The organism is Streptomyces sp. NPDC088157 (assembly GCF_044741545.1).
Taxonomy (GTDB): Bacteria; Actinomycetota; Actinomycetes; order Streptomycetales; family Streptomycetaceae; genus Streptomyces.
The window spans coordinates 394,052-418,062 of the sequence record NZ_JBIUSU010000007.1; the positions used below are offsets into that span (position 1 = coordinate 394,052).

Here is a 24,011-nt window from a genome sequence, read left to right on the forward strand (position 1 = left end):
TCCTCGCGCGCCGGGCACGACGGCGTGCCGGTCAGGCGCTTCAGGCCGTTCAGCCGGATCAGTACGACTTGGGCAGGCCCAGGGTCTGGTGGGAGACGTAGTTGAGAATCATCTCCCGGCTCACCGGGGCGATGCGAGCCACGCGGGAGGCGGTTATCAGCTTGGCGAGTCCGAACTCGCGCGTGAGGCCGTTGCCGCCGAGGGTGTGCACGGACTGGTCGACCGCCTTCACACAGGCCTCCCCCGCCGCGTACTTGGCCATGTTGGCGGCCTCCCCCGCGCCGACGTCGTCCCCCGCGTCGTACAGGTGGGCCGCCTTCTGCATCATCAGGCGGGCCAGTTCGAGGTCGATGTGGGCCTGCGCCAGGGGATGCGCGATGGCCTGGTGGGCGCCGATCGGGGCCTTCCACACGGTGCGCTCACGCGCGTACTCGATCGCGCGGGCGAGTGCGTGGCGTCCCATGCCGATGGCGAAGGCGGCCGTCATGATGCGCTCGGGGTTGAGACCGGCGAAGAGTTGCAGCAGGCCCGCGTCCTCGTCGCCGACGAGGGCCTCGGCGGGCAGCCGTACCTCGTCCAGGACCAGCTCGAACTGCTTCTCCGCGCCGTGCAGTTCCATGTCGATGCGGCGCCGGGTGAAGCCGGGCGCGTCCCGCGGGACGATGAACAGGCAGGGCTTCAGGCTGCCCGTCCGGGCGTCCTCCGTGCGGCCGACGATCAGGGTCGCGTCGGCGATGTCCACGCCGGAGACGAAGACCTTGCGGCCGGTCAGCAGCCAGTCGCCGCTCGCGGGGTCGCGGCGGGCGGTGGTGGTGATGCGGTGGCTGTTGGAGCCGGCGTCGGGCTCGGTGATGCCGAAGGCCATGAGGCGGCTGCCGTCGGCGAGGGCGGGAAGCCAGTCGCGCTTCTGTTCCTCGGTGCCGAAGCGGGCGATGACCGTGCCGCAGATCGCGGGGGAGACGATCATCATGAGGAGGGGGTTGCCCGCGGCGCCCAGCTCTTCCAGGACGAGGGAGAGTTCGGTGATGCCGCCGCCTCCGCCGCCGTACGCCTCGGGCAGGTTGACGCCGATGTAGCCGAGCTTGGCGGCGGCTTGCCAGAGACCCTCGGCGTCGGTGTGCGTCCTGGCGAAGGACGAGACTGCCTTGCGGAGTGCCTTGTGCTCGTCGGATTCGATGAGGGTGGTCATGGGAGCTCCTTTCGCGTGCGGGTTTCGTCGTGTCCGGTCGCGCTCACGCGGCGGAGCCGCGTATTGACGGGGCCCCGCGCCCCTAGGCTTCCTGCACTACCGCCAGCAGGGTGCCGACCTGCACCTGCTGGCCCGTCGTCACCGGCAACGCCGTCAGCGTCCCCTCCACCGGGGCCGAAACGACGTGTTGCATCTTCATCGCTTCGAGCCACAGCAGCGGTTCACCGGCCCGGACACTCGATCCGGTGATGAGGCCGTCCGCGAGCTTGACGACCGTGCCGGGCATCGGCGCGAGCAGGGAGCCGGGGGCGTGCTGGACCTCCGGGTCGGGGAAACGGGGCAGGACGGTGAGGGCGTCGCCGTTGACGTGGACGCGGTCGCCGTAGCGGGCGACCTCGAAGCGGCGGCGTACGCCGTCGATCTCCAGGACGACCAGCGCCGGGTCCGCGTGCACGACCTGGACGCCCTCGGCCGTGAGGCCCGTCCGCCCGTGCCGGTAGCCGACCTCGATCTCCTCGCCCCCGCTCGCGTACCGCTTCGTCTGCGGCTGGGAGGGCAGGTTGCGCCAGCCGCCGAAGCGGGAGCGGGAGGGGCCGGCCGCTTCGGCGAGGGCGGCCGCCAGCGGGGCGAACGGGGCGGGGGCCGGCTCGGTGAGCGTGGTCAGGTGGCGGTCGTAGAAGCCGGTGTCCATGCGGGCCGAGGTGAACTCCTCGTGGCGCAGGGAGCGGACGAGGAGGTCGCGGTTGGTGGTGGGGCCGTGGATCGTCGACCGCTCCAGCGCGCCCGCCAGTCTGCGGATCGCCTCCGCGCGCGTGGGGGCGTGCGCGACGACCTTGGCGAGCATGGGGTCGTAGTGGACGCCGATCGGGTCGCCGTCGTCGAAACCGGTGTCCAGGCGGACGCCCGCCGGGACGGCCAGGCGGTGCAGGGTGCCGGTCTGCGGGGTCCAGTCGTTCGCCGGGTCCTCGGCGTAGAGGCGGGCCTCGACGGCGTGGCCACGCGCGCGTGGGGGTGCGGGGGCCAGCGCGGCGCCTTCCGCGACGCGGATCTGCTCCGCGACCAGGTCCAGGCCGAAGACCGCCTCCGTGACGGGGTGTTCGACCTGGAGGCGGGTGTTCATCTCCAGGAAGTGCGCCCTGCCGTCGGCGACCAGGAACTCGACGGTGCCCGCGCCGACGTAGTCCACGGCCCGGGCGGCGCGTACGGCCAGGGCGCGCAGCTCCTCGGCGAGTTCCTCCGGCAGCCCGGGGGCGGGCGCCTCCTCGACGACCTTCTGGTGCCGCCGCTGGAGGGAGCAGTCACGGGTGCCCAGCGCCCACACGGTGCCGTGCGTGTCGGCGAGGACCTGCACCTCGACATGGCGGCCGTTCTCGACGTACGGCTCGACGAACACCTCGCCGTCGCCGAAGGCGCTCGCGGCCTCGGCCCGGGCGCCTTCCAGCGCGGCGCGCAGGTCCTCGAGACGGCGCACGACCCGCATGCCGCGCCCGCCACCGCCCGCTGCCGCCTTCACCAGCACCGGCAGGTCGGACTCCCGCACCTCGTCCGAGGCGAGCGGCGCCAGCCCCATGAGTTGCTTGGCGCGCGTCTTGGACGCCATCGCCTCGATCGCCGCGGGCGGCGGGCCGATCCAGACGAGGCCCGCGTCCAGGACGGCGCGTGCGAAGTCGGCGTTCTCGGAGAGGAAGCCGTAGCCGGGGTGCACGGCGTCCGCGCCGGCCGCGACGGCCGCCTTCACGATCAGGTCGCCGCGCAGATACGTCTCGGCGGGCGCCGCTCCCGGCAGTCGTACCGCCGTGTCGGCCACGCGCGCGTGGAGGGCGTTCGCGTCGGCGTCCGAGTGCACGGCGACCGTCCGGATTCCCGACTCACCGCAGGTGCGGAAGATCCGGCAGGCGATCTCGCCCCGGTTGGCCACCAGCACGGAAGTGATCACAGAAGCCCCTGGTGCCGCCGAACTCGCCGAAACTGCCGACCTCGCCGAAGTAACTGAGGTCGCTGAGGTCGTTGAAGTCGCTGAAGTCGCTGAAGTCGCTGAAGTCGCTGGAGCTGAACTCGCTGAAGTCACGTGGACCCTCACATCCGGAAGACGCCGAAGCCGCCCCGCGCTCCCTCGTAGGGCGCGGTGTGGACGGCCGACAGGCACAGGCCGAGGACGGTGCGGGTGTCGCGCGGGTCGATGACGGCGTCGTCGTACAGCCGCCCGGACAGGAACATGGGCAGCGACTCGGACTCGATCTGCTGCTCCACCATGGCGCGCAGGGCGGCGTCGGCGTCCTCGTCGTAGGGCCGCCCCTTCGCGGTCGCCGACTGCCGGGCGACGATCGACAGGACCCCGGCGAGCTGCTGCGGGCCCATCACCGCCGACTTGGCACTCGGCCAGGCGAAGAGGAAGCGCGGGTCGTAGGCGCGTCCGCACATGCCGTAGTGGCCGGCGCCGTACGAGGCGCCCATGAGGACGGACAGGTGCGGGACCTTCGAGTTGGACACCGCGTTGATCATCATCGCGCCGTGCTTGATGATGCCGCCCTGCTCGTACTCCTTGCCGACCATGTAGCCGGTGGTGTTGTGCAGGAAGAGGAGCGGGATGTCGCGCTGGTTGGCGAGCTGGATGAACTGGGCGGCCTTCTGGGACTCCGCGCTGAAGAGCACGCCCTGGGCGTTGGCCAGGATCCCGACGGGGTAGCCGTGCAGGGCCGCCCACCCGGTGACCAGGCTCGTCCCGTAGAGGGGCTTGAACTCGTCGAAGTCGGAGGCGTCCACGAGCCGGGCGATCACCTCGCGGGGGTCGAAGGGGGTGCGCAGATCCCCGGGGACGATGCCCAGTAGCTCGTCCTCGTCATACTTGGGAGGGACGGTCGGCCCCGGATCCCGGTACGCCTTGCGGTGGTTGAGGCGGGCCACCACGCGTCGGGCCTGCCGCAGCGCGTCCCGCTCGTCGACGGCGAAGTGGTCGGCGAGACCGGACACGCGCGCGTGCATCTCCGCACCGCCCAGGGACTCGTCGTCGCTCTCCTCGCCGGTGGCCATCTTCACCAGCGGTGGCCCGCCGAGGAACACCTTCGCCCGCTCCTTGACCATGATCACGTGGTCGGACATGCCGGGGACGTACGCGCCGCCGGCGGTCGAGTTCCCGAAGACGACGGCGACGGTCGGGATCCCGGCGGCGGAGAGCCGGGTCAGGTCGCGGAAGACGGCCCCGCCCGGGATGAAGATCTCCTTCTGCGACGGCAGGTCGGCGCCGCCCGACTCCACCAGACTGATGCAGGGCAGCCGGTTGACGAGGGCGATGTCGTTGGCGCGCAGCGCCTTCTTCAGGGACCAGGGGTTGCTGGCGCCGCCGCGCACGGTCGGGTCGTTGGCGGTGATCAGGCACTCCACGCCCTCGACGACCCCGATGCCGGTGACGAGGGAGGCGCCCACGGCGTAGTCGCTTCCCCAGGCGGCCAGCGGTGAGAGCTCCAGGAACGGCGTGTCGGGGTCGAGGAGCAGCTCGATGCGCTCACGGGCGAGGAGCTTGCCGCGCGCACGGTGCCTGGCGACGTACTTCTCCCCTCCCCCGGCGAGCGCCTTCGCGTGCTCGGTGTCGAGGTCGGCGAGCTTGCCGAGCATGGCGTCGCGGTGCGCGCGGTAGTCGGGGCCGTGGGTGTCCAGGGCGGAAGTGAGAGCCGTCACAGGAGGGCCTCCGGGATGTCCAGGTGTCGGGAGCGCAGCCATTCGCCGAGTGCCTTGGCCTGCGGGTCGAAGCGGTGCTGGGCGGCGACGCCGTCGCCGAGGACGCCCTCGACGACGAAGTTCAGGGCGCGCAGCCCGGGCAGGGTGTGACGGGTGACGGTCAGCTCCCGGCTTTCGGGTATGAGCTGCCGGAACCTGTCGGTCGTCAGCTCGTGGGCGAGCCAGCGCCAGGCCTCGTCGGTCCGGGTCCACACCCCCACGTTGGCGTTCCCGCCCTTGTCACCGCTGCGGGCGCCGGCGACGAGCCCGAGGGGCGCGCGCCGCACCGGGCCGGAAGGCGGCGGGTCCGGCAGGTCCGGGTCCGGCACCTCCTCGAGTACGAGGGTGTCGGCGGCCGGGGGCGCGGGCACGGGTACGCGGCGGCCGTCGTCGAGGACGGCGACGTGCTCGACGTCCTCCTGCGGCACGTACGAGGCCTCGAAGACCCCGTAGGGGGAACCCTTCCCGGGTGGCGCGAGCACATGGAAGCCGGGGTAGCTCGCCAGCGCCAGCTCCACGGCCGCTCCGCTCAACGCCCGTCCCACGGCTTCCTGTCCGGGGTCGCGCACGACGAGCCGGAGCAGTGCGCTCGCGGTCTCCTCCGTGTCGGCGTCGGTCCGGTCGGTGCGGACCAGCTCCCAACGGACCTCCGAGGGGCGGTACTTGGCGAAGGCCCGCGCCATCTGTTCCCGCACGAGCGCGGCCTTGGCCTCGATGTCCAGGCCGGTGAGCACGAAGACGACCTCGTTGCGGAAGCCGCCGAGGCGGGTGCGGCCCACCTTGAGGGTCGGCGGCGGGGCCTCTCCGCGTACCCCGTGGATCCGTACCCGGTCGGGGCCGTCCTGGGTGAGCCGTACGGTGTCCAGGCGGGCGGTGACGTCGGGGCCCGCGTACCGGGCGCCCGTCGTCTCGTAGAGCAGCTGGGCGGTCACCGTGCCGACGTCGACGAAGCCGCCGGTGCCGGGGTGCTTGGTGATGACGCAGCTGCCGTCCGCGTGGATCTCGGCGAGCGGGAAGCCGGGTCGGCGCAGGTCATGGCCGCCTTCGGCGAAGAAGGCGTAGTTGCCGCCGGTGGCCTGGGTCCCGCACTCCAGGACGTGTCCGGCGACGACGGCGCCCGCGAGCCGGTCGTACTCCTTCGGCCCCCAGCCGAAGTGGGCGGCGGCGGGGCCGGTGACGAGCGCCGCGTCGGTGACCCGGCCGGTGACGACGACGTCCGCGCCCTCGCGCAGACACGCGGCGATGCCGAAGCCGCCGAGGTAGGCGTGGGCGGTGAGGCTGCCCGGGACGGGAGTCCCCCCGCTCGAGCGAAGCCGGGAGTGGGGGAGGGCGCCGAGGTCGTCGCCCTCGACATGCGCGACGCGGACCGGTATGCCGAGCCGGTCCGCCAACTGCCTTACGGCGTCGGCGAGTCCGGCCGGGTTGAGGCCGCCGGCGTTGGTGACCACGCGCACACCGCGGTCGTGGGCGAGGCCGAGGGACTCCTCGAGCTGCCGGAGGAAGGTGCGGGCGTATCCGGCGGCGGGGTCCTTCAGCCGGTCGCGGCCGAGGATCAGCATGGTCAGTTCGGCGAGGTAGTCACCGGTGAGGACGTCGAGCTCGCCGCCGGTGAGCATCTCGCGCAGGGCGTCGAAGCGGTCGCCGTAGAAGCCGGACGCGTTGCCGATCCGCAGGACCGTCACCGGGCGGCTCCCTTCGGCGGACGGCCGCTGCCGGGCGGGCCCGCGAAGGCCTGGGCGATGTCCAGCCAGCGGTCGGCGTCGGCGCCTTCGGCGCGCAGGGCGAGGTCGGCGCGGTGGGCCCGCTGGGTGACCAGGAGACAGAAGTCGAGGGCGGGGCCGGTGACGCGGTCCGTCGCGTCTTCCGGGCCGTACGTCCACAACTCGTCGGACGGGCCGCGGAGTTCGACGCGGAACTCCTCGAACGGTGTGGCCAGTCCGTGCACGCCGAAGGCGAAGTCACGGGTGCGGACGCCGAGGCGGACGATGTGCCGGAGCCGGTCGGTGGGTGCGAGCACCGCGCCCAGCGCGTCCGCCACGTCCTGGCCGTGGGCCCAGGTCTCCATGAGCCGGGCGGTGGCCATCGAGGCGGCCGACATGGGTGGGCCGTACCAGGGGAAACGCGCTCCGGCGGGCGCCTTCCGCAGCGCGTCCGACAGGGCCTCGCGTCCGGCCCGCCAGTCCGCGAGCAACCGCTCGGGCGGCTTCCGCGCCCCCTCCCGCGCACCGTTGTCGACGAAGTCCCCGGGCGCGGCGAGCGCCTTCTCGACCTCGCGGGCGAAGGCGTCCTGATCGGTCACGGCCAGTGCGGAGGAGTGGTCGGTCCAGGCGAGGTGCGCGATCTGGTGGGCGACGGTCCAGCCGGGGGCGGGCGTCGGGAGCGTCCACCGCTCGGGGCTCAACTCGGCGACCAGCCGGTCGAGTTCGTCGCTTTCGGCACGGAGGTCGTCGAGCACGGGGGTCGGGTCGGCCATGGGGTGGAGCATGGCAGCGGGGCAGGAAACAATCAAGCATGCTTGCATGAATTTCCCAGGGCCCTTCGCGCCGTCCGGCGCTCGGCGCGGCGATGCCGGGCCGGTCCGGGCCGGAGGGCGATCGACGACCCGACGACCCCCGGCGCAGGCGACCGTCACGCCTCCGGCACGGCCCCCTTCGTCCGCCCCACCTGCGTGCGGACCGCGCCCATGCTCGCCGCGACGACCAGGGCGATCGCGGCCGCCTGGGTCGTGGTCAGGGCCTGGTCGAGGATGAGGAAGCCCGCTGTGGCGGCGATGGCCGGTTCCAGGCTCATCAGGATCGCGAAGGTGGAGGCGGGCAGGCGGCGCAGGGCGAGAAGTTCGAGGGTGTAGGGAAGGACCGAGGAGAGCATCGCCACCGCCGCGCCCAGGCCCAGCGTCACCGGGTCGGCCAGTTTCGCGCCGGACTCGGCGAGGCCCAGCGGGAGGAAGAGCAGCGCACCCACCGCCATCGCCAGGGCGAGGCCGTCCGCCTTCGGGAAACGGCGGCCGGTGCGGGCGCTGAAGACGATGTACGCCGCCCACATCACTCCCGCCCCCAGCGCGAACGCGACGCCCGCCGGGTCCAGGTCGCCGCCGAATCCTCCGCCGCCCTCGCCGTGTCCGCCGCCTCCGCTGAGCAGGAAGACGCCCACGAGGGCCAGGCCCGCCCAGACCAGGTTCAGCGCCCGGCGCGAGGCCACGACCGACAGCGCGAGAGGACCGAGGACCTCCAGTGTCACCGCCGCGCCCAGCGGGATGCGGTCCAGCGCCTGGTAGAACAGGCCGTTCATCGCGGCCAGCGTGACGCCGAAGACGACGACCGTGCCCCAGTCGGTACGGGAGTGGCCGCGCAGCCGTGGCCGGCAGACCACGAGCAGGACCACCGCCGCGACCAGCAGCCGCAGCGCCACCACGCCGAGCGCGCCCGCCCTGGGCATCAGGGTCACCGCCAGCGCACCGCCGAACTGCACCGAGACCCCTCCGGCGAGCACGAGGCCGACCGGGCCGAGGGCGCCCAGGCGGCCGGTGGCGACGTCGGCCCCCGTCGCGGTGGGGGCGAGCTGGGAGGTGGCGGCGGTGTCGGGGGCAGTCACGGGCGGTCCTGGGGCTCGGCTCGAGGTGCGTACATCACGATGCACTGTTAAGTCCAGGGTAGTGGACTTCGTCAGGTGTGTGAACCCGTTATGCCGCTGTCTCGGGCTGTGAGACGTCAGAGGCCGGGCGTCGCCCGGTACTCCTCGTCGCGGAACAGCGGCCGACCGTCGGAGAGGGTCGTGGGGACGGTTCCGTACATGGCGTGGACGGGCTGGACGAGCTGAACGGGCTGCTGCACGGCCCAGGCTGCGGCGTACGCCTGCTGATCGTGGCCCTCCGGGGCATGGACCTCCGGGGCATGGACCTCCCGGCCATACGGCTCCGGGGCGTACGCCTCCCCGGCGGGTGTCTCCGGAGCGGGTGTCGCCGTGGCGGGCACGTACGCGTACGGCTGCCCGTGCCCGTACGGCTGCCCGTACGTACAGCCGTTCCCGTTTCCGTTTCCGTCGACGCTCCCGCTCCCGTACGCCTGCCCGTAGGGGTCGGCGTGGTCGGCGTACGCGTGGGCGTATCCCTGCTCGTACCCGTACGCCTGTTGCGACAGCGACATCGACATCGCCATCGGAACCGGCACCGGCACCGGCACCGGCACCTCTGCCGTCGGCGCCTGCGCCTGCGCCTGCGCGAACAGCGGCATCCGCAGTTCGCCCGTGTCCATCAGCGCGTTGTTCTGCGAGCGGTGCAGCCGGGCATATGCGCCACCGCGGGCCAGCAGTTCCTCGTGGCGGCCGGTCTCCGCGATCCGGCCGCCGTCCACGACGAGGATGCGGTCGGCGTCGGGGGCGAGGTTGAGGTCGTGGGTGATCATGATCGTGGTGCGGCCGGCCATCAGGCGGCGCAGGGGCTTCACGATCCGGCGGGCGGCCATCGCGTCCAGGCCGGTCGTCGGCTCGTCCAGGACCAGGACCGGTGCGTCGCGCAGGATCGCCCGGGCGATCGCCAGGCGCTGGAGCTGGCCGCCGGAGAGACGCGCGGAGTTCGGGTCCACCTTCGTGTCGTAGCCGTCGGGGAGCTCGACGACGAAGCCGTGCGCGTCGGCCGCCCGCGCCGCCTCCTCGATCGCCTGGTCGCTGGCTCCGGGCCGGCCGCAGGCGATGTTCGCGCGGACGGTGTCGTGCAGGACGAGCGTCTCCTGCGGAAGCAGGGTCACATACTCGCGCAGCCGGGCCAGGGGAAGGTTCCGTAGGGCTACGCCGTCGAGCAGGACGTCGCCCGTGTCCGGGTCGTAGAAGCGCAGCAGCAGCTTGGAGACCGTGGACTTGCCCGCGCCGCTCGGGCCGGTGATGATCACCAGCTCGCCGGGGCGCACGGTGAACGACAGCCCCTCCAGGGCGCTCCGGTCCGCGCCGGGGTAACGGAAACCGACGTCCCGGACCTCGACCGTGCCGTCCGGGCGCCCTGCCTCCACCGCGCTTCCGGGGTCGCCGACCGAGGGCTCGACGTCCAGGATCTCGATCAGCCGTTCCGCGCCCGCCGTGGCCGCGGTGACGGTCAGGCCGAGCTGGGCCAGGCCCTGGACGGGTGGGTAGAGGTAGCCGAGGAAGGCGGCGAAGGCGAGGAGCTGGCCGAGGGTCATCCGGCCGGTGGAGATCTCCCAGACGCCGATACCGATCACCGCGAGCACGCAGACCGTCTCGATGACCTGCACCGACTGCTCGTACGCCTCGTTCAACCGAGTCGACCGGACGGAGGCCCGGAACCAGGCGGCCGCCTCCTCGTGCAGACGCCGGCGCTCGGCGTCGTGACGGTCGTAGGCCTGGGTGAGCACGATGTTGCCGAGGGACTCCTCGACGACGGAGGTGATCGCTCCGTCGGCCACCCGGCCCGCCCTCGACACGTCCTTGATGGAGCCCGAGAAGCGGCGAGCCGCCAGCCAGAAGAGCGGGGCGAGGACGAAGGTGGCGGCGGCCAGGTCCCAGCGCAGCCAGAAGGCGGCGATCGCGTAGAAGAGTGCGCTGAAGACCGCGGAGGCGGCGCCCACCAGCCCGGACACGACCATCGTCTCGATCGCCTCGACGTCACTCGTCAGACGGGACAACAGATCGCCCTGGCGGTGGCGTTGGAAGAAGTGGGGCGGCAACCGCTGCACATGGTCGAAGACGTGCTCGCGCAGCCGCATCACGAAGCGCTCGGTGGCCCATGCGGCCAGGGAGTTGCCGGCGTAGGCCACGAGCGCGCCGACGACGGCGACGCAGAGCCATTTCGCGGCCGGCGCCCAGAACGCGGCGAGCGAGCCCTGCCGCAGCGCGTTGTCGGTGAGTTCGCCGAAGAGCAGGATCGCCTCGGTCTCGGCGAGCGCGGCGAGGACCGTGCACACCCAGACGATCACCAGCCATTTCCGCAGGCCTCTGGTCAGCGGAAAGAAACGACGGAATGCGATACGGGCAGGAATGGCGGGAGTGTCGTACCCGTATTCCTCACTCTCCACACCTTCCCCTCCCTCTCCATTTCCCCCGGCTTCCTCCTCCTCATATTCCTTGCCCATTTCATGCCTCCCGAGAAGGAACGATAAAAGAAGAAGGAACAATGAAGAAGGGCCGACGGTGCACCATCGGCCCTTTCAGGAGCTCCTCAGTCGCCCCGGCCGGGCAGCGGCGGCTGCGGCTGGAGCTTCTTCCTCGGCTTGGGCTTCGGCGGCGGCGGGAGCTGCTTCGACTTGGGCTTGGGGGGCAGCGGGGCCAGCTTCTTGAAGCTCATTGCGACTCCTAGGGGGGAGATAGCGCTTTACTTTCGTCAACCGTTCGGGAATTCCGCGTCCGGTTCCCGACACCCAGAAACTTACATGCTTCCCATTCGGGCGAACGGCAAAATGAGCAAAGCCCTGCTGTGAATCCCCTTGGAGAACCTGGGAGTTGACGCCGGCAGCTATCTGCGCGCCATGTAGAGGCCCAGCGCCCTGTGCAGCAGCTTGTTGAGCGGGAAGTCCCACTCGCCCAGGTACTCCACGGCCTGTCCGCCCGTGCCCACCTTGAAGCGGAGCAGGCCCAGCAGGTGGTTGGACTCCTCCAGGGTGTCGGTGATCCCCCGCAGGTCGTAGACGGCGGCGCCGAGTTCATGGGCGTCGGCCATCATGCGCCACTGCATCGCGTTGCTCGGCTGGACCTCGCGTTTGCGGCTGGTGGAGGCGCCGTAGGAGTACCAGACGTGCTCGCCGACGGTCAGCATGGTCGCCGCGGCGAGGACCTCGCCGTCGTGGTGGGCGAGGTAGAGCCGCATACGGTCGGGGTGTTCGGCGTCCAGCGCGCTCCACATGCGCTGGAAGTAGGACAGGGGGCGCGGGATGAAACGGTCGCGCTCGGCGGTCTCGGTGTACAGCCCGTAGAACGCCGGGAGGTCCTCCGCACCGCCCCGGACGACCTTCACGCCCGCCTTCTCCGCCTTCTTGATGTTGCGCCGCCACTGCTGGTTGAGGCCGCGGTGGACGTCCTCCAGCGTCCGGCCGGCGAACGGGACCTGGAAGACGTAGCGGGGCTGGCCGGCCGCGAAGCCGTCCTCGCCGCCCGGCTCGGTCTGCTGCCAGCCGGCCCGGCGCAGCCGGTCGGCGACGTCGAGGGCGCGCGGTTCGTACGAGGTCTCCTCGGCGTCCCGCAGCCGGTGGGCGCCCGGGTCGGCGATGGCCGCCTTGACCGCGTCGGCGCTCCACCGTCGTACGACGACGGGCGGGCCCATCTTGACGGAGAACGCCCCCTGCGTCTTCAGTCGCGCGAGCATCGGCTCCAGCCAGCGCTCGACCAGATCCGGCGCGTGCCAGTCGATGAGCGGCCCCTCGGGCAGATACGCCAGGTACTTCTTCAGCCTCGGCAGCGGCCGCAACAGCACCAGCCCCGCGCCCACGAGCGCACCCGTCCCGTCGATCCAGCCCAGGCTCTCCGCCCGCCAGTCCGGCTTCACGTCCCCCCAGGACGGGACCTGCATATGGCTGGCGGAGGGACGGGCCGCGACGAACGCCAGGTGCTCGTCACGGGTGATCGACTGGACGCGCAGGCTCATACGCGGGGCTCCTTCGGGTGAATGCTCGGATCGGACCGCCCGTATCGGATCGCGGACGACCGTCCCGGCCAGCGTATGAGGTCGCCCGCACCCACCCCGGGATCAGCCACGCCCGCCACCCCACCCCTTCCGTCAGCTCACTTCCCGTCACCCGCCGGTCCCGCGTCTGGTCCGGCCTCCGGTCCCGCCTCTCGTCCCGCTTCCGGTCCCGCCTCTCGTCCCGCTTCCGGTCCCGCCTCTCGTCCCGCCTCCGGCCTCGTTTCCGGTCCCGCCTCCGGTTCCTGCACCGGCCTGTCCGCCAGACCCTCCGCCAGTACCTCAGCCAGGTGCCTGGCCCGCGTCCCCGCCAGCTGTTCCAGCTGGGTGCGGCAGGAGAAGCCGTCCGCCAGGATCACCGCCCCCGCCGGGGCGTCCCGTACGGCCGGCAGGAGCTGTTCTCCCGCGCAGGCCTCCGACACCTCGAAGTGGCCCTTCTCGAAACCGAAGTTGCCGGCGAGGCCGCAGCACCCGCCGCTCAGGTCGCCGGTGAGCCCCGCGGCCTCGCGCAGCCGACGCTCGGCCGCGTCGCCCAGGACCGCGTGCTGGTGGCAGTGGGTCTGGCCGGCCACCGGACGGTCCAGGCGGGGCGGGGTCCAGTGGGGCGCGTGGCGCTCCAGGGTCTCCGCGAACGTGAGGACGCGGGAGGCGAGGCGGGCCGCGCGCGGGTCGTCGTGCAGCAGCTCGGGCAGGTCGGTGCGCAGGGCGGCCGCGCAGCTCGGCTCCAGGACGACGACCGGCGCGGCCGTCTCCAGCACCGGCTCCATCAGGTCGAGCGTGCGACGCAGCACCACGCGCGCGTGGTCGAGCTGGCCGGTGGAGACGTACGTCAGCCCGCAGCAGACCCGGGCCCGGCGGGCGGTCAGCAGGGCGGCCGCGCTCCTCGACCGGCCGTCGGCCACCGGCCGGCCCCGCATCCGCAGGGTCGGCGGCAGCGCCACCCGCAGGCCCGCCGCCTCCAGGACCCGCACGGCGGCCCGCCCCACGGACGGTGAGAGGTGCTCGGTGAAGGTGTCGGGCCACAGCACCACCAGGTCCCCGGTTCGCCCGGACTCGGGGACGGCCCGGGGGGCAGACCCGGAGGCGGGCTCAGGGGCGGACTCAGAGGCGTGCCCCGTGGTTCGCCACCAGTCGCTGAACGTCTGCCGTGCCAGTCGTGGGATGTCCCGCTCGGCCGCGATTCCGCCCAGCCGCTTGGCGAGGCTCGCCAGAGGGCCGACCGAGGCGAGCGCGTTGAGCAGGCCGGCCGCCCGCAACCGGCTCGTCCAGCGCAGCCACACCGGCAGCCGCCCCATGCTGTAGTGCGCGGCCGGGCGCCTGCGCCCCTCGTAGTGGTGGTGCAGGAACTCCGCCTTGTAGGTCGCCATGTCGACCTCGACGGGACAGTCGGAGCGACAGCCCTTGCAGGACAGGCACAGGTCCAGCGCGTCCCGGACCTCCGTGGAGCGCCAGCCGTCGGTCACCAGCTCACCGGCCAGCATCTCGTGCAGCAGACGGGCACGCCCGCGCGTGGAGTGCTCCTCCCGGCCCGTGGCGCGGAACGACGGGCACATCACCCCCGACCCCGCCAGTGCCCCGGACCCGGACCCGGGCGTCGGGGCCGTACGGCATTTCGCGACGCCCACGCACCGCCGCACCGCCGCCGAGAAGTCACCGCCGTCGGACGGGTAGCCGAAGGCCACGTCGACCGGCTCGTGCGGAAGGACGGAGAAGCGCAGGTTGCCGTCGAGGGGCGCGGGACGCACCAGCATCCCCGGGTTGAGCAGATCGTCCGGGTCCCAGACCGCCTTGGTCCGCTCGAACAGCGTGACCATGTCGTCCCCGTACATCTTCGGCAGCAGTTCGGCCCGGGCCTGTCCGTCGCCGTGCTCGCCGGAGAGGGAGCCGCCGTGGGCCACGACCAGTTCGGCCACTTCCTCGGAGAAACGACGGAAGCGGGCGATCCCCGCCCCCGTCAGCAGGTCGAAGTCGATGCGGACGTGGATGCAGCCGTCCCCGAAGTGCCCGTACGGCGTGCCGCGCAGGCCGTGCTCCGTGAGCAGCCTTCGGAAGTCCCGCAGATACGTGCCGAGCCGGGCCGGCGGCACCGCGCAGTCCTCCCAGCCGGGCCAGGCCTCCGTGCTTCCCCCGGCCCCAGGGGACCGGGAGGTGTCCCCGGGCATACGGGTCGCCGTCCCGCTCGCGTCCTCGCGGAGCCGCCACAGCGCCCGCTGCCCGGCGGGGTCCCGCACGACCCGCGCGTCCACGACGTCCGCCGCCCGCACGATCGCCTCCGCACGCGTGTGTGCCTCACGCTTCGAGTCGCCGCCCGTCTCCACGAACAGCCAGGCCCCGCCTCGCGGCAGTGCGGCCGCCGAGCCCGACGGCACCAGGTCGGCCGCCATCCCCTCCACCGTCAGCGGACCGAACGGCAGCAGCCCGGCCGCGGCCTCGGCGGCGGCGCTCTCGTCGGCGTACCCGAGCACCGCGAGCACACGCGCGCGTGGAGCCTCGACGAGCCGGACGACAGCCTCCGTGAGCACGCCCAGGGTGCCCTCGCTGCCGCAGAAGGAACGGGCGACGTCGGCGCCGTTCTCCGGCAGCAGCGCGTCCAACGCGTAGCCCGAGATACGGCGGGGCAGCTCGGGGAAGCCGGTCCGCAGCCGGGCGAGCTCCCCGTCCACGAGTGCGCGCAGCCCGTCCGGTGCCCCCGCCCAGCCCTGCCCCAGCCGCAGCGGCTCACCGCGCGCGGTGAGGACCTCCAGCTCGCGCACACTGTCCGCGGTCGTCCCCCACGCCACCGAGTGGGAGCCGCACGAGTTGTTGCCGATCATCCCGCCGAGCGTGCAGCGGCTGTGGGTGGAGGGGTCGGGGCCGAAGCGCAGCCCGTGCGGGGCGGCGGCCTCCTGGAGCCGGTCGAGGACCAGCCCGGGCTGCACGACGGCCGTCCGCGCCTGCGGATCCAGGGCGACCAGCCGGTTCATGTACCGGGTGAAGTCCAGCACCACCCCGGTGCCGGTGGCCTGCCCCGCGACCGACGTCCCGCCGCCGCGCGCGACGACCGGGACGCCGTGCACCCGGCACACCTCCAGCACGGCGGCCACGTCGTCGGCGTCCCAAGGCGCGACGACCCCGAGCGGGACCCGCCGGTAGTTGGACGCGTCCATGGTCACGAGCGCCCGGGAGGTGACGTCGAAGCCGACGTCACCCCGGACGGCCTTGCGCAGCTCACCTTCGAGATCCGGCATGCGTCCAGCAAATCAGCCCACCGGGCCCACCCGCTCGGCCGAAGCCGGGAGAGGGAGAGATCGAGTACGGGCCGTCCGGGCAGACGCCGATCCCGGGGGCACAGCCCCAGGTCCGCCCACCGAAACGCCGTCTCACCCGACGGACCACGTTTCACCCAGGTTTCCCGTACCGGCTAACCTCCCTTTCGTGGCTGAGATCCAGATTCCTGCTGACATCAAGCCCGCCGACGGTCGATTCGGCGCGGGCCCCTCCAAGGTGCGGGTGGAGGCGCTGGACGCCCTGGCCGCCACCGGTACGTCCCTCCTCGGCACCTCCCACCGCCAGGCGCCGGTCAAGAACCTGGTCGGCCAGGTGCGCGAGGGCATCACCGAGCTGTTCGGGCTCCCCGACGGCTACGAGGTGATCCTCGGCAACGGCGGCTCCACCGCGTTCTGGGACATCGCGACCCACGGCCTGATCGAGAACAGGTCGCAGCACCTCACGTTCGGTGAGTTCAGCTCGAAGTTCGCCAAGGCCGCGAAGCTCGCCCCCTGGCTGGCCGAGCCCACCGTGATCTCCTCCGCCCCGGGCACGCACCCCGAGCCCACGGCCGAGGCGGGCGTCGACGTCTACGCGTTCACGCACAACGAGACGTCCACCGGTGTCGCGGCCCCGCTCAAGCGGGTCCAGGGCGCCGACGAGGGGTCCCTCGTCCTGGTGGACGCGACCTCCGGCGCCGGCGGCCTCCCGGTCGACATCGCCGAGACGGACGTCTACTACTTCGCCCCGCAGAAGTCCTTCGCCTCCGACGGCGGTCTGTGGATCGGCGTGTTCTCCCCGGCCGCGATCGAGCGCGCCGAGCGGATCCACGCGTCCGGCCGCCACATCCCGGAGTTCTTCAGCCTGCCGACGGCGATCGACAACTCCCGCAAGAACCAGACGTACAACACCCCGGCCCTCTCCACCCTCTTCCTGCTGAACCAGCAGCTGGAGTGGATCAACGGCCAGGGCGGCCTCGCGTGGTCCACGGCCCGCACCAAGGACTCGTCCAGCCGCCTCTACAGCTGGGCCGAGGAGTCGAAGCACGCCACTCCGTTCGTCACCGACCCGGCCAAGCGCTCCCAGGTCATCGGCACGATCGACTTCGCGGACGAGATCGACGCCGCCGCGATCGCCAAGGTGCTGCGCGCCAACGGCATCGTCGACACCGAGCCCTACCGCAAGCTGGGCCGCAACCAGCTCCGTGTCGCGATGTTCCCGGCGGTCGACCCGGCCGACGTCGAGGCGCTCACCAAGAGCATCGACTACGTGATCGACAAGCTGTAGTAGTTCTCCGTACGACGACGAAGGGCGCCCGGCGAACACCGGGCGCCCTTCCTCATACAGTCGCGAAGCCGATGCGGCCGCCCGGTTCATACGCCGGGAGGTTCACGCCGCAGTGCAGCTCAGGCTCGGCACACCCCCGCCCCCGGGCGTGCCGCCGAAGCCGAAGCCCGCCGAACCGCCGGCCGCGACCGCTCCGTTGTGAGAGGCGTTGACCGCGGTCACGGTGCTCCCGCTCTGGCTGTACGAGGCGTTCCACATGCTGGTGATCTGCTGCGCGCCGCTCCAGGTCCAGGTCACCTTCCAGGAACCGATCGCCGTGGTCCCGGTGTTGGTGACCTTCACCTCGGCGTTGAAGCCGCCGCCCCAGTCGCTGCTGACGGTGTAGACGGCGGCGCAGGCGGCCGTGCTGCCGCCACCGCCACCGCCACCGCCCCCTCCTCCGCCGCCACCGCCGGTGCCCGGGAAGCCGGGTGCCTTGACGCTCGCCAGGTACCCGTCCTTGACGGTGTCGACGGTCTGCCAGTCGTCCTTCAGGATCCCGCCCGTGTCACCGGAGTTGGGGTTCCAGGACCAGAAGGTCCAGTGGAAGGAGTCGGCGCCGTACGTCGACGTCGGCCGGAGGTAACTCACCAGCGCCGTCAGCCACTTCTGGTCCACCGTGGACTGGAGCGTGGTGCCGAACTCGCCCACCCACACGGGCGCGATGTTCTGCTTGAAGATGTAGCCCCAGTACTTGTCCCAGATTCCCGGCATGTTCGCGGGAAACGTCGGGTCGCTGAACCAGCTCTGCTGGGCGACGCTCGTCGCGTAGTCGTGCGCCGAGTACACGACCCTGTTCGCCACGTTCAGCTGCACCGGGTACTGGCCGACACCCATCAGGTTGCCGCCCCACCAGCCGGAGACGCCGTTGAAGCTCTGCACGCCCTCGACGAAGATCAGGAGGTCGGGATTGACGGACAGGACGGCGTTCCCGGCCCGTTGCGCGGCCAGCCGCCAGTCGGTCGCGGTGTCCCCGCAGCCCCAACAGGCGGGGTCGTGCGGTTCGTTGTGCAGGTCGATGCCGACGACCGCGTCCTGACCCCGGTAACGGGTCGCGAGGGCCTTGAGGTTGGTGATCCAGGTCGACTCGGGGACGGCCGCCGTGTACCAGAGCGCCGACTGCCCACCCGCGTCCGGCCGGTGCCGGTCGAGGATGACCTTCAGACCGTCCTGACCGGCGTACGAGACGAGTCTGTCCAGGATCTGAAGCGAGTTGAGACCTTGCAGGTCGGCGTTCTTGCCGCTGCTGAAGTCGATGCTGTTGGGGACGGTCGTGCTCTTGAAGATGTCGTCGCTGTAGGGGATGCGGATCGTGTTGTAGCCCAGCGACCTCATCTGGTCGATCATGCTCTTGTAGTCGCGGGACCAGAGTCCGTGGACGACGTAGTTGCCGGTCTCGAAGCCGAACCAGTTGATCCCGGCGACCCGGACCGGCTGTCCGGCGGCGTCCAGGATCTGGCGGCCGCTGGTGTGCCAGTAGCCGGCCCCGGCCTCGGCCGCGACGGCGTCCGCCGCACGGGCCACGTCCGTCACGTCGGCCGGGCCGGCCGCGAGGGCCGTCTGCGCGCCGGCTCCCAGCGGGATCAGAAGCGCGGCGGCAACACCGCACAGCATTCTTCGCAAGCTGCGGAACATCTCGCTGCTTCCTCTCGGGAGGCGCGGGGCCCGAAACACATGGGAGCGCTCCCACACACCGCGCACCACCCAGGAAACTGACACACCATGACCACGTCAAGAAGAGCGGCAAGGGCGGCGCCGGAGAAAGGCGCCGCCGGTACCGCGCCCCGCCGCAACCGGTGCGGCTCAGCCGCGGCGCCGGAGGCGGCGGAAGCCGAAGACGAGGGCGCAGAGCGCGGCGACGGCCAGCGCGCCGTACTTGACGCTGCCGGTCGCCGGGGACCCGTCTCCCGACGCACTCGAACCTCCCCCGCCCGAAGGCGACTTGGAACCCGAGGTGGCACCCTCGGGCGCGTCCTCCGCCACCACGGAACTCCCGGAACCCTCGCTCCCGTACAGGAGCTTGGTGCCGTCGGCGGAGTAGCTGACGGACTCGCCCTGCCGTTGCAGCGGCACGTCGAGCCGCCCCTCGCGTTTGATCTCGCCGCCGTTCCAGGCGTAGGAGATGCCGCCGAAGTAGCCGCGGACGGCGAGCTGGGTGCCGTCCGGGGAGAAGGCGGCGTCGGTGGCCCACAGGTCGACGGCGGCGACGGGCCTGAAGATGTTCGCCCCGGAGGCGGAGAGCTTCGCCGGCCCCTCGTAGAGATGCCCGCCGTCCTCCTTCTTGTCGACGATGTAGACCCGCCCGGTCTTGGGGTGGACGACGAGCGACTCGGCGTCACGGGCGCCGTCGGAGTACTTCACGACGTACTGCGTGGCCTTGACGGTCTGGTCGGCGAGCTTCTTCGGCTCGGGCAGCCGGTAGATCCACACGTACTTCCAGGTGCCGCCGAGGTTGTCGCCGATGTCTCCGACCCAGATCTCGTTGCCCGGCCCGATGGAGATCGCCTCGACGTCACGGGGCGTGCCGACGCCGGTCAGGGTGAGCCGGGCGACGGTCCTGCCGGTCGCGCTGTCGACGGCGTAGAGGTAGGGGCCGTCGTCGCTGTCGTTGTGGGTCCAGTAGATGCCCGGGTGCTGCCGCGAGGCGGCGAGGCCGCTGGACTCGGTGATGCGCGGGTCCTCGATGGTGAAGCCCTTGTCTCCGTCGGCCGCGTACGCGGAGGGCGCGGTGGACGCGGCGAGCACGGTGAAGGCGCCCGAGACGAGGACTCCGGTGAGCAGGGCTCCGGCTCGGAAGGCGAAAGATCGGCGCATGTCCCCAAGCCTGCCATCCCGCCCTCCCGTTCACGGGTTCGTGGCCGGTCTCACACGCCCCCGGCCGCGGTGATCCATCCCCGATCCTCCATCATGAGCGGATGCTCAGGTTCATGCCCGTAGGCGACTCGATGACGATCGGCAGCACGGGCGACCACACCTGGCGCTACCGCCTGTGGCAGCATCTGTGCGCTACGTACGGCGGTCCGTTCACCCTGGTCGGCCCCCGCGAGACGCTCTACGACAAGGCGACGGACAGCCCGGCGTCGTACGCCTACGCCGATCCCGGTTTCCCTCGCGCTCACCTGGCCGGCTGGGGCGAGGGCTGGCTGCACATGACCCCGCTGATCGGCGAGGCGGTCCGCAAGTCGCGGGCGGACGTCCTGCTGGTCTCGCTCGGCCTGATCGACCTGGGCTTCTACACGAACGCCGAGCAGACCGCGGACAACGCGCGCGCCTTCGCCGCCGAGGCCCGCGCGGCGAACCCGCGGATCGCCATGGTGTGGCTGCCGGTCATCCACAACATCCGGGCCGCGAACGACGAGCCCTTCGCCGCCCAGGTCGCCCGGTTCAACGAACTCCTGGCGAAGACGGCCGCCGACCTCGACGAACCGGCCTCGCCGATCCTCCTGGCCTCGGTCCCACCGACCTGGGACATCGACACCGACACCTACGACGGCACCCACCCCAACGCGAACGGCGAACACCAGCTGGCGTCGGCCTTCGCGGAGGCGATGTACCAGGGGTGGGAGCTGGGCGGGGAGTACGCGGGCTGAGGGCCGCGCCCGCTCGTTTCTGGCATATGCGCGGCATCTCGTGACCTGGTCACCGTGCGTATCGTTGTACTGCGCGGCGGCACTCGAGTGAGTGCGGCCGGGGAGGAGCGCCACGATGACCGTCCTTGAAGACAGGATCGCGATGGCCGAGAGCGACAACACGATCACGCTCGACGAGATGTTCGAGCGGCTCGAGACGATGCCCGTCCCCGAGGGATACAAGGTCGAGATCGTCGAGGGGACCGTTTTCATGTCGCCACAGCGGGACACCCACTGGGAGATCATCCTGGACATCGTCGAACAGCTGCGGACCAAGTACCCCCGCAAGCGCGTGAAGTCCGACGTGCGCATCGACTACCCGGGGCACCTGAACGGCTTCGCGACCGATGTGACGGTGATGGCCGAGAGCGCCGCCAAGTCGGAGGACGGCCGCTGGAGCCACGAGGACGTCGAGTTCGTCGCCGAGGTGATCTCCAAGGGCACCGCCGCCAACGACTACGGCCCCAAGATGGCGGCCTACGCGACCGCCGAGGTTCCCGTCTACCTGATCGCCGATCCCTACCAGCGCCGCTGTCACCTCTACACCCAGCCCAAGAACGGCGAGTACATCACGGAGACGAAGGTCGGCTTCGGCGACGACATCGACCTCACCGGCACCGTGGTCGGCCTCACCCTCAAGACCGACGAGTTCCCCCGCGACTGACCTGTTGCCCGGCCGGTCCCCCTTGCGTGGAGCGCACTCCAAGTCGTTGGCTTGTACTCCATGAAGTACACGCAGCTCGGACGTACCGGACTCAAGGTCAGCCGCCTCGTCCTCGGCACCATGAACTTCGGCCCGCAGACCGACGAGACCGACAGCCACGCGATCATGGACGCGGCGCTCGGTGCGGGCATCAACTTCTTCGACACTGCGAATGTGTACGGCTGGGGTGAGAACAAGGGCCGTACCGAGGAGATCCTCGGCAGCTGGTTCGCGAAGGGCGGCTCACGCCGCGACCAGGTGGTCCTCGCCACCAAGGTGTACGGCAACATGGCCGCCGACGGCGACGCCTGGCCGAACCACGACAAGCTCTCCGCACTGAACATCCGGCGCGCCGTCGACGCCAGCCTCAAGCGGCTCGGCACCGACTACATCGACCTCTACCAGTTCCACCACGTCGACCGCAGCACTCCCTTCGAGGAGATCTGGCAGGCCATCGACGTGCTGGTGCAGCAGGGCAAGATCCTCTACGCGGGGTCGTCCAACTTCCCCGGCTACAAGATCGCCCAGGCCAACGAGACCGCCGCCCGCCGTGGCGGCACCATCGGGCTCGTCAGCGAGCAGTGCCTGTACAACCTGGCCGAGCGGCGCGCCGAGATGGAGGTGATCCCGGCCGCGCAGGAGTACGGCCTCGGGGTCATCCCGTGGTCGCCGCTGCACGGCGGGCTGCTGGGCGGTGTGCTCAAGAAGCAGGCCGAGGGCGGTCGCCGCGCCTCCGGGCGGGCCGCCGACTCCCTCGCCGACACCAAGACCCGCGCGCAGATCCAGGCCTACGAGGACCTCCTCGACAAGCACGGGGCGGAGCCCGGCGAGGCGGCCCTGGCCTGGCTGCTCACCCGGCCCGGCGTGACCGGCCCGATCGTCGGCCCGCGCACCGCCGAGCAGCTCGACTCCGCCCTGCGCGCGGTCGAACTGGAGCTGAGCGAGGAGCTGCTGGACGGTCTCGACGAGGTCTTCCCCGGCCCGGGACCGTCCCCGGAGGCCTTCGCCTGGTAGAGCGGGGTGCCGGGTGAAGCGGGGTGCCCGGTAGAGCGGGGTGCCGGGTGAAGCGGGACGCCCGGTGGAGCGGGGACTGATGGGGGCGCGGGAAACCGCGCGACCGGCCGGCACACGGCCCGCGCGAGAGAGACGCGCGAAGCGCGGTTCCCCGGCGCTCCCCGCCCCGCTCGGCCTCGGGCATCGGCTTCGGCCTATGCCTGGGCCTGCGCGGCCTGCCGGGCTGCCGGGCCTGCGCGGCCTGCCGGGCCTGCCGGGCCTGCCGGGCCTGCCGGGCCTGCGTACCGAGCTATCTGCCGAGCGCCGCCGCCAGGGCAACCACGACGAACAACAGCACAAGCGCACCGGCCATGATCCGGTTTCGGGTCTTCGGGTCCACGTGCCGAGCCTAACCGGCCCCGCCGAGCGCCCAGCGACCGACCGGCTCGTAGCGGGGCTGCTCCCCGGGCACGCCGGACTTCGGCAGGTCGCTGCGCATCAGCACCAGCTCGCCCACCGTCCAGGTACGGCCCTCGAACGCCCCCAGCGCCTCCACGTACGGCCCCACGTCCACGGCGTCCCGGCTGCGGGCCAGTGTCAGGTGCGCCTTGTAGCGCCGGTGCTCCCCCATCTCGACGCCCGCCTTCCGGCCCGCCGCCTCCGCCCGGTCGGCCAGCAGCCGCAGCGCGGGCACGTCCCCGGCCGCCCCGGCCCACAGCGCCCGCCCGTGCCCGAACTGCCCCCCGCCCCGCAGGGCCACCGCGAAGGGCGCGCCCCGGTGTGCGGCGCGCTTCAGCCGGGCCGACAGTTCCGGTACGAGGCCGTCGTCGACCTCGCCGTAGAAGGCGAGCGTGAAGTGCCAGCCGGGGCGGGCCGTCCAGCGCAGCCCTTCCGCACCGGGCAGCGCGCGCAACCGGGCGGCCTCGGCGGCGAGTTCGTCGGCGATGACGTCCGGAGGCAGCACGGCGGCGAAGAGTCTCATGCCCCGATTCTCCCGGCGGGCAGGGCCGTACGCCCGGCATGATGGGCGTCATGCGGATCAGCATCAGAGAAGGCGGACCCGACGACATCCCCGTGATACTCGCCATGCTCGACAGCAGCGTGCAGTGGCTGGTCGCCCAGGGACGGACCGGCCAATGGGGGACGAAGCCCCTGTCGGAGAGCCCGAAGACGGTGGAGTCGGTCGTCCGGTACATGGACGAGGGGTGGGTGTTCGTCGCGGAGGCCGACGGCGTGCCGGCCGCCACCCTCACGCTCACCGGCGCGCCAGGCGCGTACCTGGCGCATCTTCCGCCGCCCGGGGAGCCCGAGCGGTACATCCACTGGCTGGCCTCCGACCGCCGCTTCAAGGGCCACGGCGTGGGCGGCGCCCTGCTCGCGCACGCCGCCGAGGTGACCCGGCGGGCGGGCGTCGGCCTGCTGCGGGTGGACTGCTACGCGGGCGACGACCGCAAGCTCGTCGCCTACTACGAGGCCAACGGCTTCACCTCGACGCAGGCGTACACCGTCGGAGAACACCGGTGGCCGGGTCAGGTACTGGCCCGGAGGGTGTGACCGCACGGCACACCCTCCGGGTGACCTCGGACCACGTCA

18 protein-coding genes are annotated in these 24,011 nt (G+C 71.9%); 5 read left to right on the plus strand and 13 right to left on the minus strand.

What is annotated here, in order from left to right; all coding sequences use genetic code 11:
• Window positions 1-58 precede the first annotated feature (58 nt).
• From ACIPFH_RS28685 to ACIPFH_RS28730, 10 genes are all read right to left on the minus strand, one after another.
• A complete protein-coding gene (locus ACIPFH_RS28685) occupies window positions 59-1,189 on the minus strand; it encodes an acyl-CoA dehydrogenase family protein (RefSeq protein ID WP_401830811.1) in 1,131 nt (376 codons plus the stop codon).
• 82 nt (window positions 1,190-1,271) lie between these two features.
• Entirely contained in the window at window positions 1,272-3,125 is a 1,854-nt protein-coding gene (locus ACIPFH_RS28690; RefSeq protein WP_401830813.1) for a biotin carboxylase N-terminal domain-containing protein, read from the minus strand.
• A gap of 140 nt (window positions 3,126-3,265) precedes the next feature.
• Window positions 3,266-4,864 (minus strand): acyl-CoA carboxylase subunit beta, encoded by a 1,599-nt coding sequence (locus ACIPFH_RS28695; protein WP_401830815.1) that lies wholly within the window; start codon window positions 4,862-4,864, stop codon window positions 3,266-3,268.
• A complete protein-coding gene (locus ACIPFH_RS28700) occupies window positions 4,861-6,585 on the minus strand; it encodes an acyclic terpene utilization AtuA family protein (RefSeq protein WP_401830818.1) in 1,725 nt (574 codons plus the stop codon). The genes ACIPFH_RS28695 and ACIPFH_RS28700 overlap by 4 nt, the downstream gene beginning before the upstream one ends.
• Window positions 6,582-7,376 carry a TIGR03084 family metal-binding protein gene (locus ACIPFH_RS28705; RefSeq protein WP_401830821.1) on the minus strand — a complete coding sequence of 265 codons (795 nt, stop codon included), beginning with the start codon at window positions 7,374-7,376 and terminating at the stop codon, window positions 6,582-6,584. Before ACIPFH_RS28705 ends, ACIPFH_RS28700 begins: the two co-directional genes overlap by 4 nt.
• 155 nt (window positions 7,377-7,531) lie before the next feature.
• Complete coding sequence (locus ACIPFH_RS28710) at window positions 7,532-8,494, minus strand: EamA family transporter (RefSeq protein ID WP_401830823.1); 963 nt, start codon at window positions 8,492-8,494, stop codon at window positions 7,532-7,534.
• A gap of 116 nt (window positions 8,495-8,610) precedes the next feature.
• Window positions 8,611-10,980 carry an ABC transporter transmembrane domain-containing protein gene (locus ACIPFH_RS28715; RefSeq protein WP_401830824.1) on the minus strand — a complete coding sequence of 790 codons (2,370 nt, stop codon included), beginning with the start codon at window positions 10,978-10,980 and terminating at the stop codon, window positions 8,611-8,613.
• 86 nt (window positions 10,981-11,066) lie between these two features.
• Window positions 11,067-11,192, minus strand: a complete 126-nt coding sequence (locus ACIPFH_RS28720; RefSeq protein WP_401830826.1) for a hypothetical protein — start codon at window positions 11,190-11,192, stop codon at window positions 11,067-11,069.
• Window positions 11,193-11,360: 168 nt separating this feature from the next.
• On the minus strand, window positions 11,361-12,485 hold the full coding sequence (locus ACIPFH_RS28725) for a lipid II:glycine glycyltransferase FemX (protein WP_401830828.1): 1,125 nt from the start codon (window positions 12,483-12,485) through the stop codon (window positions 11,361-11,363).
• Window positions 12,486-12,622: 137 nt separating this feature from the next.
• Entirely contained in the window at window positions 12,623-15,748 is a 3,126-nt protein-coding gene (locus ACIPFH_RS28730; protein ID WP_401830829.1) for an FAD-binding and (Fe-S)-binding domain-containing protein, read from the minus strand.
• Window positions 15,749-15,935: 187 nt separating this feature from the next.
• On the opposite strand from ACIPFH_RS28730, the gene serC reads away from it, so the two are divergent.
• On the plus strand, window positions 15,936-17,054 hold the full coding sequence (gene serC, locus ACIPFH_RS28735; RefSeq protein ID WP_401830831.1) for a phosphoserine transaminase: 1,119 nt from the start codon (window positions 15,936-15,938) through the stop codon (window positions 17,052-17,054).
• Between the two features lie 102 nt (window positions 17,055-17,156).
• Here serC and ACIPFH_RS28740 read toward each other — a convergent pair whose 3' ends face one another.
• Complete coding sequence (locus ACIPFH_RS28740) at window positions 17,157-18,728, minus strand: cellulase family glycosylhydrolase (RefSeq protein ID WP_401830832.1); 1,572 nt, start codon at window positions 18,726-18,728, stop codon at window positions 17,157-17,159.
• A gap of 168 nt (window positions 18,729-18,896) precedes the next feature.
• Window positions 18,897-19,907: a WD40 repeat domain-containing protein gene (locus ACIPFH_RS28745; RefSeq protein ID WP_401830834.1), complete on the minus strand. Its 1,011-nt coding sequence runs from the start codon at window positions 19,905-19,907 to the stop codon at window positions 18,897-18,899.
• 101 nt (window positions 19,908-20,008) lie between these two features.
• Here ACIPFH_RS28745 and ACIPFH_RS28750 point away from each other — a divergent pair, with 101 nt between their 5' ends.
• The 3 genes from ACIPFH_RS28750 to ACIPFH_RS28760 all read left to right on the plus strand — a co-directional run bounded on the left by ACIPFH_RS28750 (window position 20,009) and on the right by ACIPFH_RS28760 (window position 22,439).
• Window positions 20,009-20,683 carry a GDSL-type esterase/lipase family protein gene (locus tag ACIPFH_RS28750; protein ID WP_401830837.1) on the plus strand — a complete coding sequence of 225 codons (675 nt, stop codon included), beginning with the start codon at window positions 20,009-20,011 and terminating at the stop codon, window positions 20,681-20,683.
• Window positions 20,684-20,798: 115 nt separating this feature from the next.
• Window positions 20,799-21,386, plus strand: coding sequence for a Uma2 family endonuclease (locus tag ACIPFH_RS28755; RefSeq protein WP_401830839.1), 588 nt, complete (start codon window positions 20,799-20,801; stop codon window positions 21,384-21,386).
• Between the two features lie 60 nt (window positions 21,387-21,446).
• Window positions 21,447-22,439 (plus strand): aldo/keto reductase, encoded by a 993-nt coding sequence (locus tag ACIPFH_RS28760; RefSeq protein WP_401830841.1) that lies wholly within the window; start codon window positions 21,447-21,449, stop codon window positions 22,437-22,439.
• A 388-nt stretch (window positions 22,440-22,827) separates the two neighbouring features.
• Here the strand turns inward: ACIPFH_RS28760 and thpR are convergent, their stop codons facing one another.
• A complete protein-coding gene (gene thpR, locus ACIPFH_RS28765) occupies window positions 22,828-23,400 on the minus strand; it encodes an RNA 2',3'-cyclic phosphodiesterase (RefSeq protein ID WP_401830843.1) in 573 nt (190 codons plus the stop codon).
• A 50-nt stretch (window positions 23,401-23,450) separates the two neighbouring features.
• On the opposite strand from thpR, the gene ACIPFH_RS28770 reads away from it, so the two are divergent.
• Window positions 23,451-23,972: a GNAT family N-acetyltransferase gene (locus ACIPFH_RS28770; protein WP_401830845.1), complete on the plus strand. Its 522-nt coding sequence runs from the start codon at window positions 23,451-23,453 to the stop codon at window positions 23,970-23,972.
• The last annotated feature ends 39 nt before the right edge of the window (window positions 23,973-24,011 follow it).

Excerpts from the sequence above, each read along its gene's own strand:
- ACIPFH_RS28755 (WP_401830839.1), top strand. The coding sequence starts at position 20,799 with ATGACCGTCCTTGAAGACAGGATCGCGATGGCCGAGAGCGACAACACG.
- ACIPFH_RS28740 (WP_401830832.1), bottom strand. The coding sequence starts at position 18,728 with ATGTTCCGCAGCTTGCGAAGAATGCTGTGCGGTGTTGCCGCCGCGCTT.
- ACIPFH_RS28705 (WP_401830821.1), bottom strand. The coding sequence starts at position 7,376 with ATGGCCGACCCGACCCCCGTGCTCGACGACCTCCGTGCCGAAAGCGAC.
- ACIPFH_RS28715 (WP_401830824.1), bottom strand. The coding sequence starts at position 10,980 with ATGGGCAAGGAATATGAGGAGGAGGAAGCCGGGGGAAATGGAGAGGGA.
- ACIPFH_RS28745 (WP_401830834.1), bottom strand. The coding sequence starts at position 19,907 with ATGCGCCGATCTTTCGCCTTCCGAGCCGGAGCCCTGCTCACCGGAGTC.
- ACIPFH_RS28725 (WP_401830828.1), bottom strand. The coding sequence starts at position 12,485 with ATGAGCCTGCGCGTCCAGTCGATCACCCGTGACGAGCACCTGGCGTTC.
- ACIPFH_RS28750 (WP_401830837.1), top strand. The coding sequence starts at position 20,009 with ATGCTCAGGTTCATGCCCGTAGGCGACTCGATGACGATCGGCAGCACG.
- ACIPFH_RS28720 (WP_401830826.1), bottom strand. The coding sequence starts at position 11,192 with ATGAGCTTCAAGAAGCTGGCCCCGCTGCCCCCCAAGCCCAAGTCGAAG.
- ACIPFH_RS28730 (WP_401830829.1), bottom strand. The coding sequence starts at position 15,748 with ATGCCGGATCTCGAAGGTGAGCTGCGCAAGGCCGTCCGGGGTGACGTC.
- ACIPFH_RS28770 (WP_401830845.1), top strand. The coding sequence starts at position 23,451 with ATGCGGATCAGCATCAGAGAAGGCGGACCCGACGACATCCCCGTGATA.
- ACIPFH_RS28685 (WP_401830811.1), bottom strand. The coding sequence starts at position 1,189 with ATGACCACCCTCATCGAATCCGACGAGCACAAGGCACTCCGCAAGGCA.
- thpR (WP_401830843.1), bottom strand. The coding sequence starts at position 23,400 with ATGAGACTCTTCGCCGCCGTGCTGCCTCCGGACGTCATCGCCGACGAA.
- ACIPFH_RS28760 (WP_401830841.1), top strand. The coding sequence starts at position 21,447 with ATGAAGTACACGCAGCTCGGACGTACCGGACTCAAGGTCAGCCGCCTC.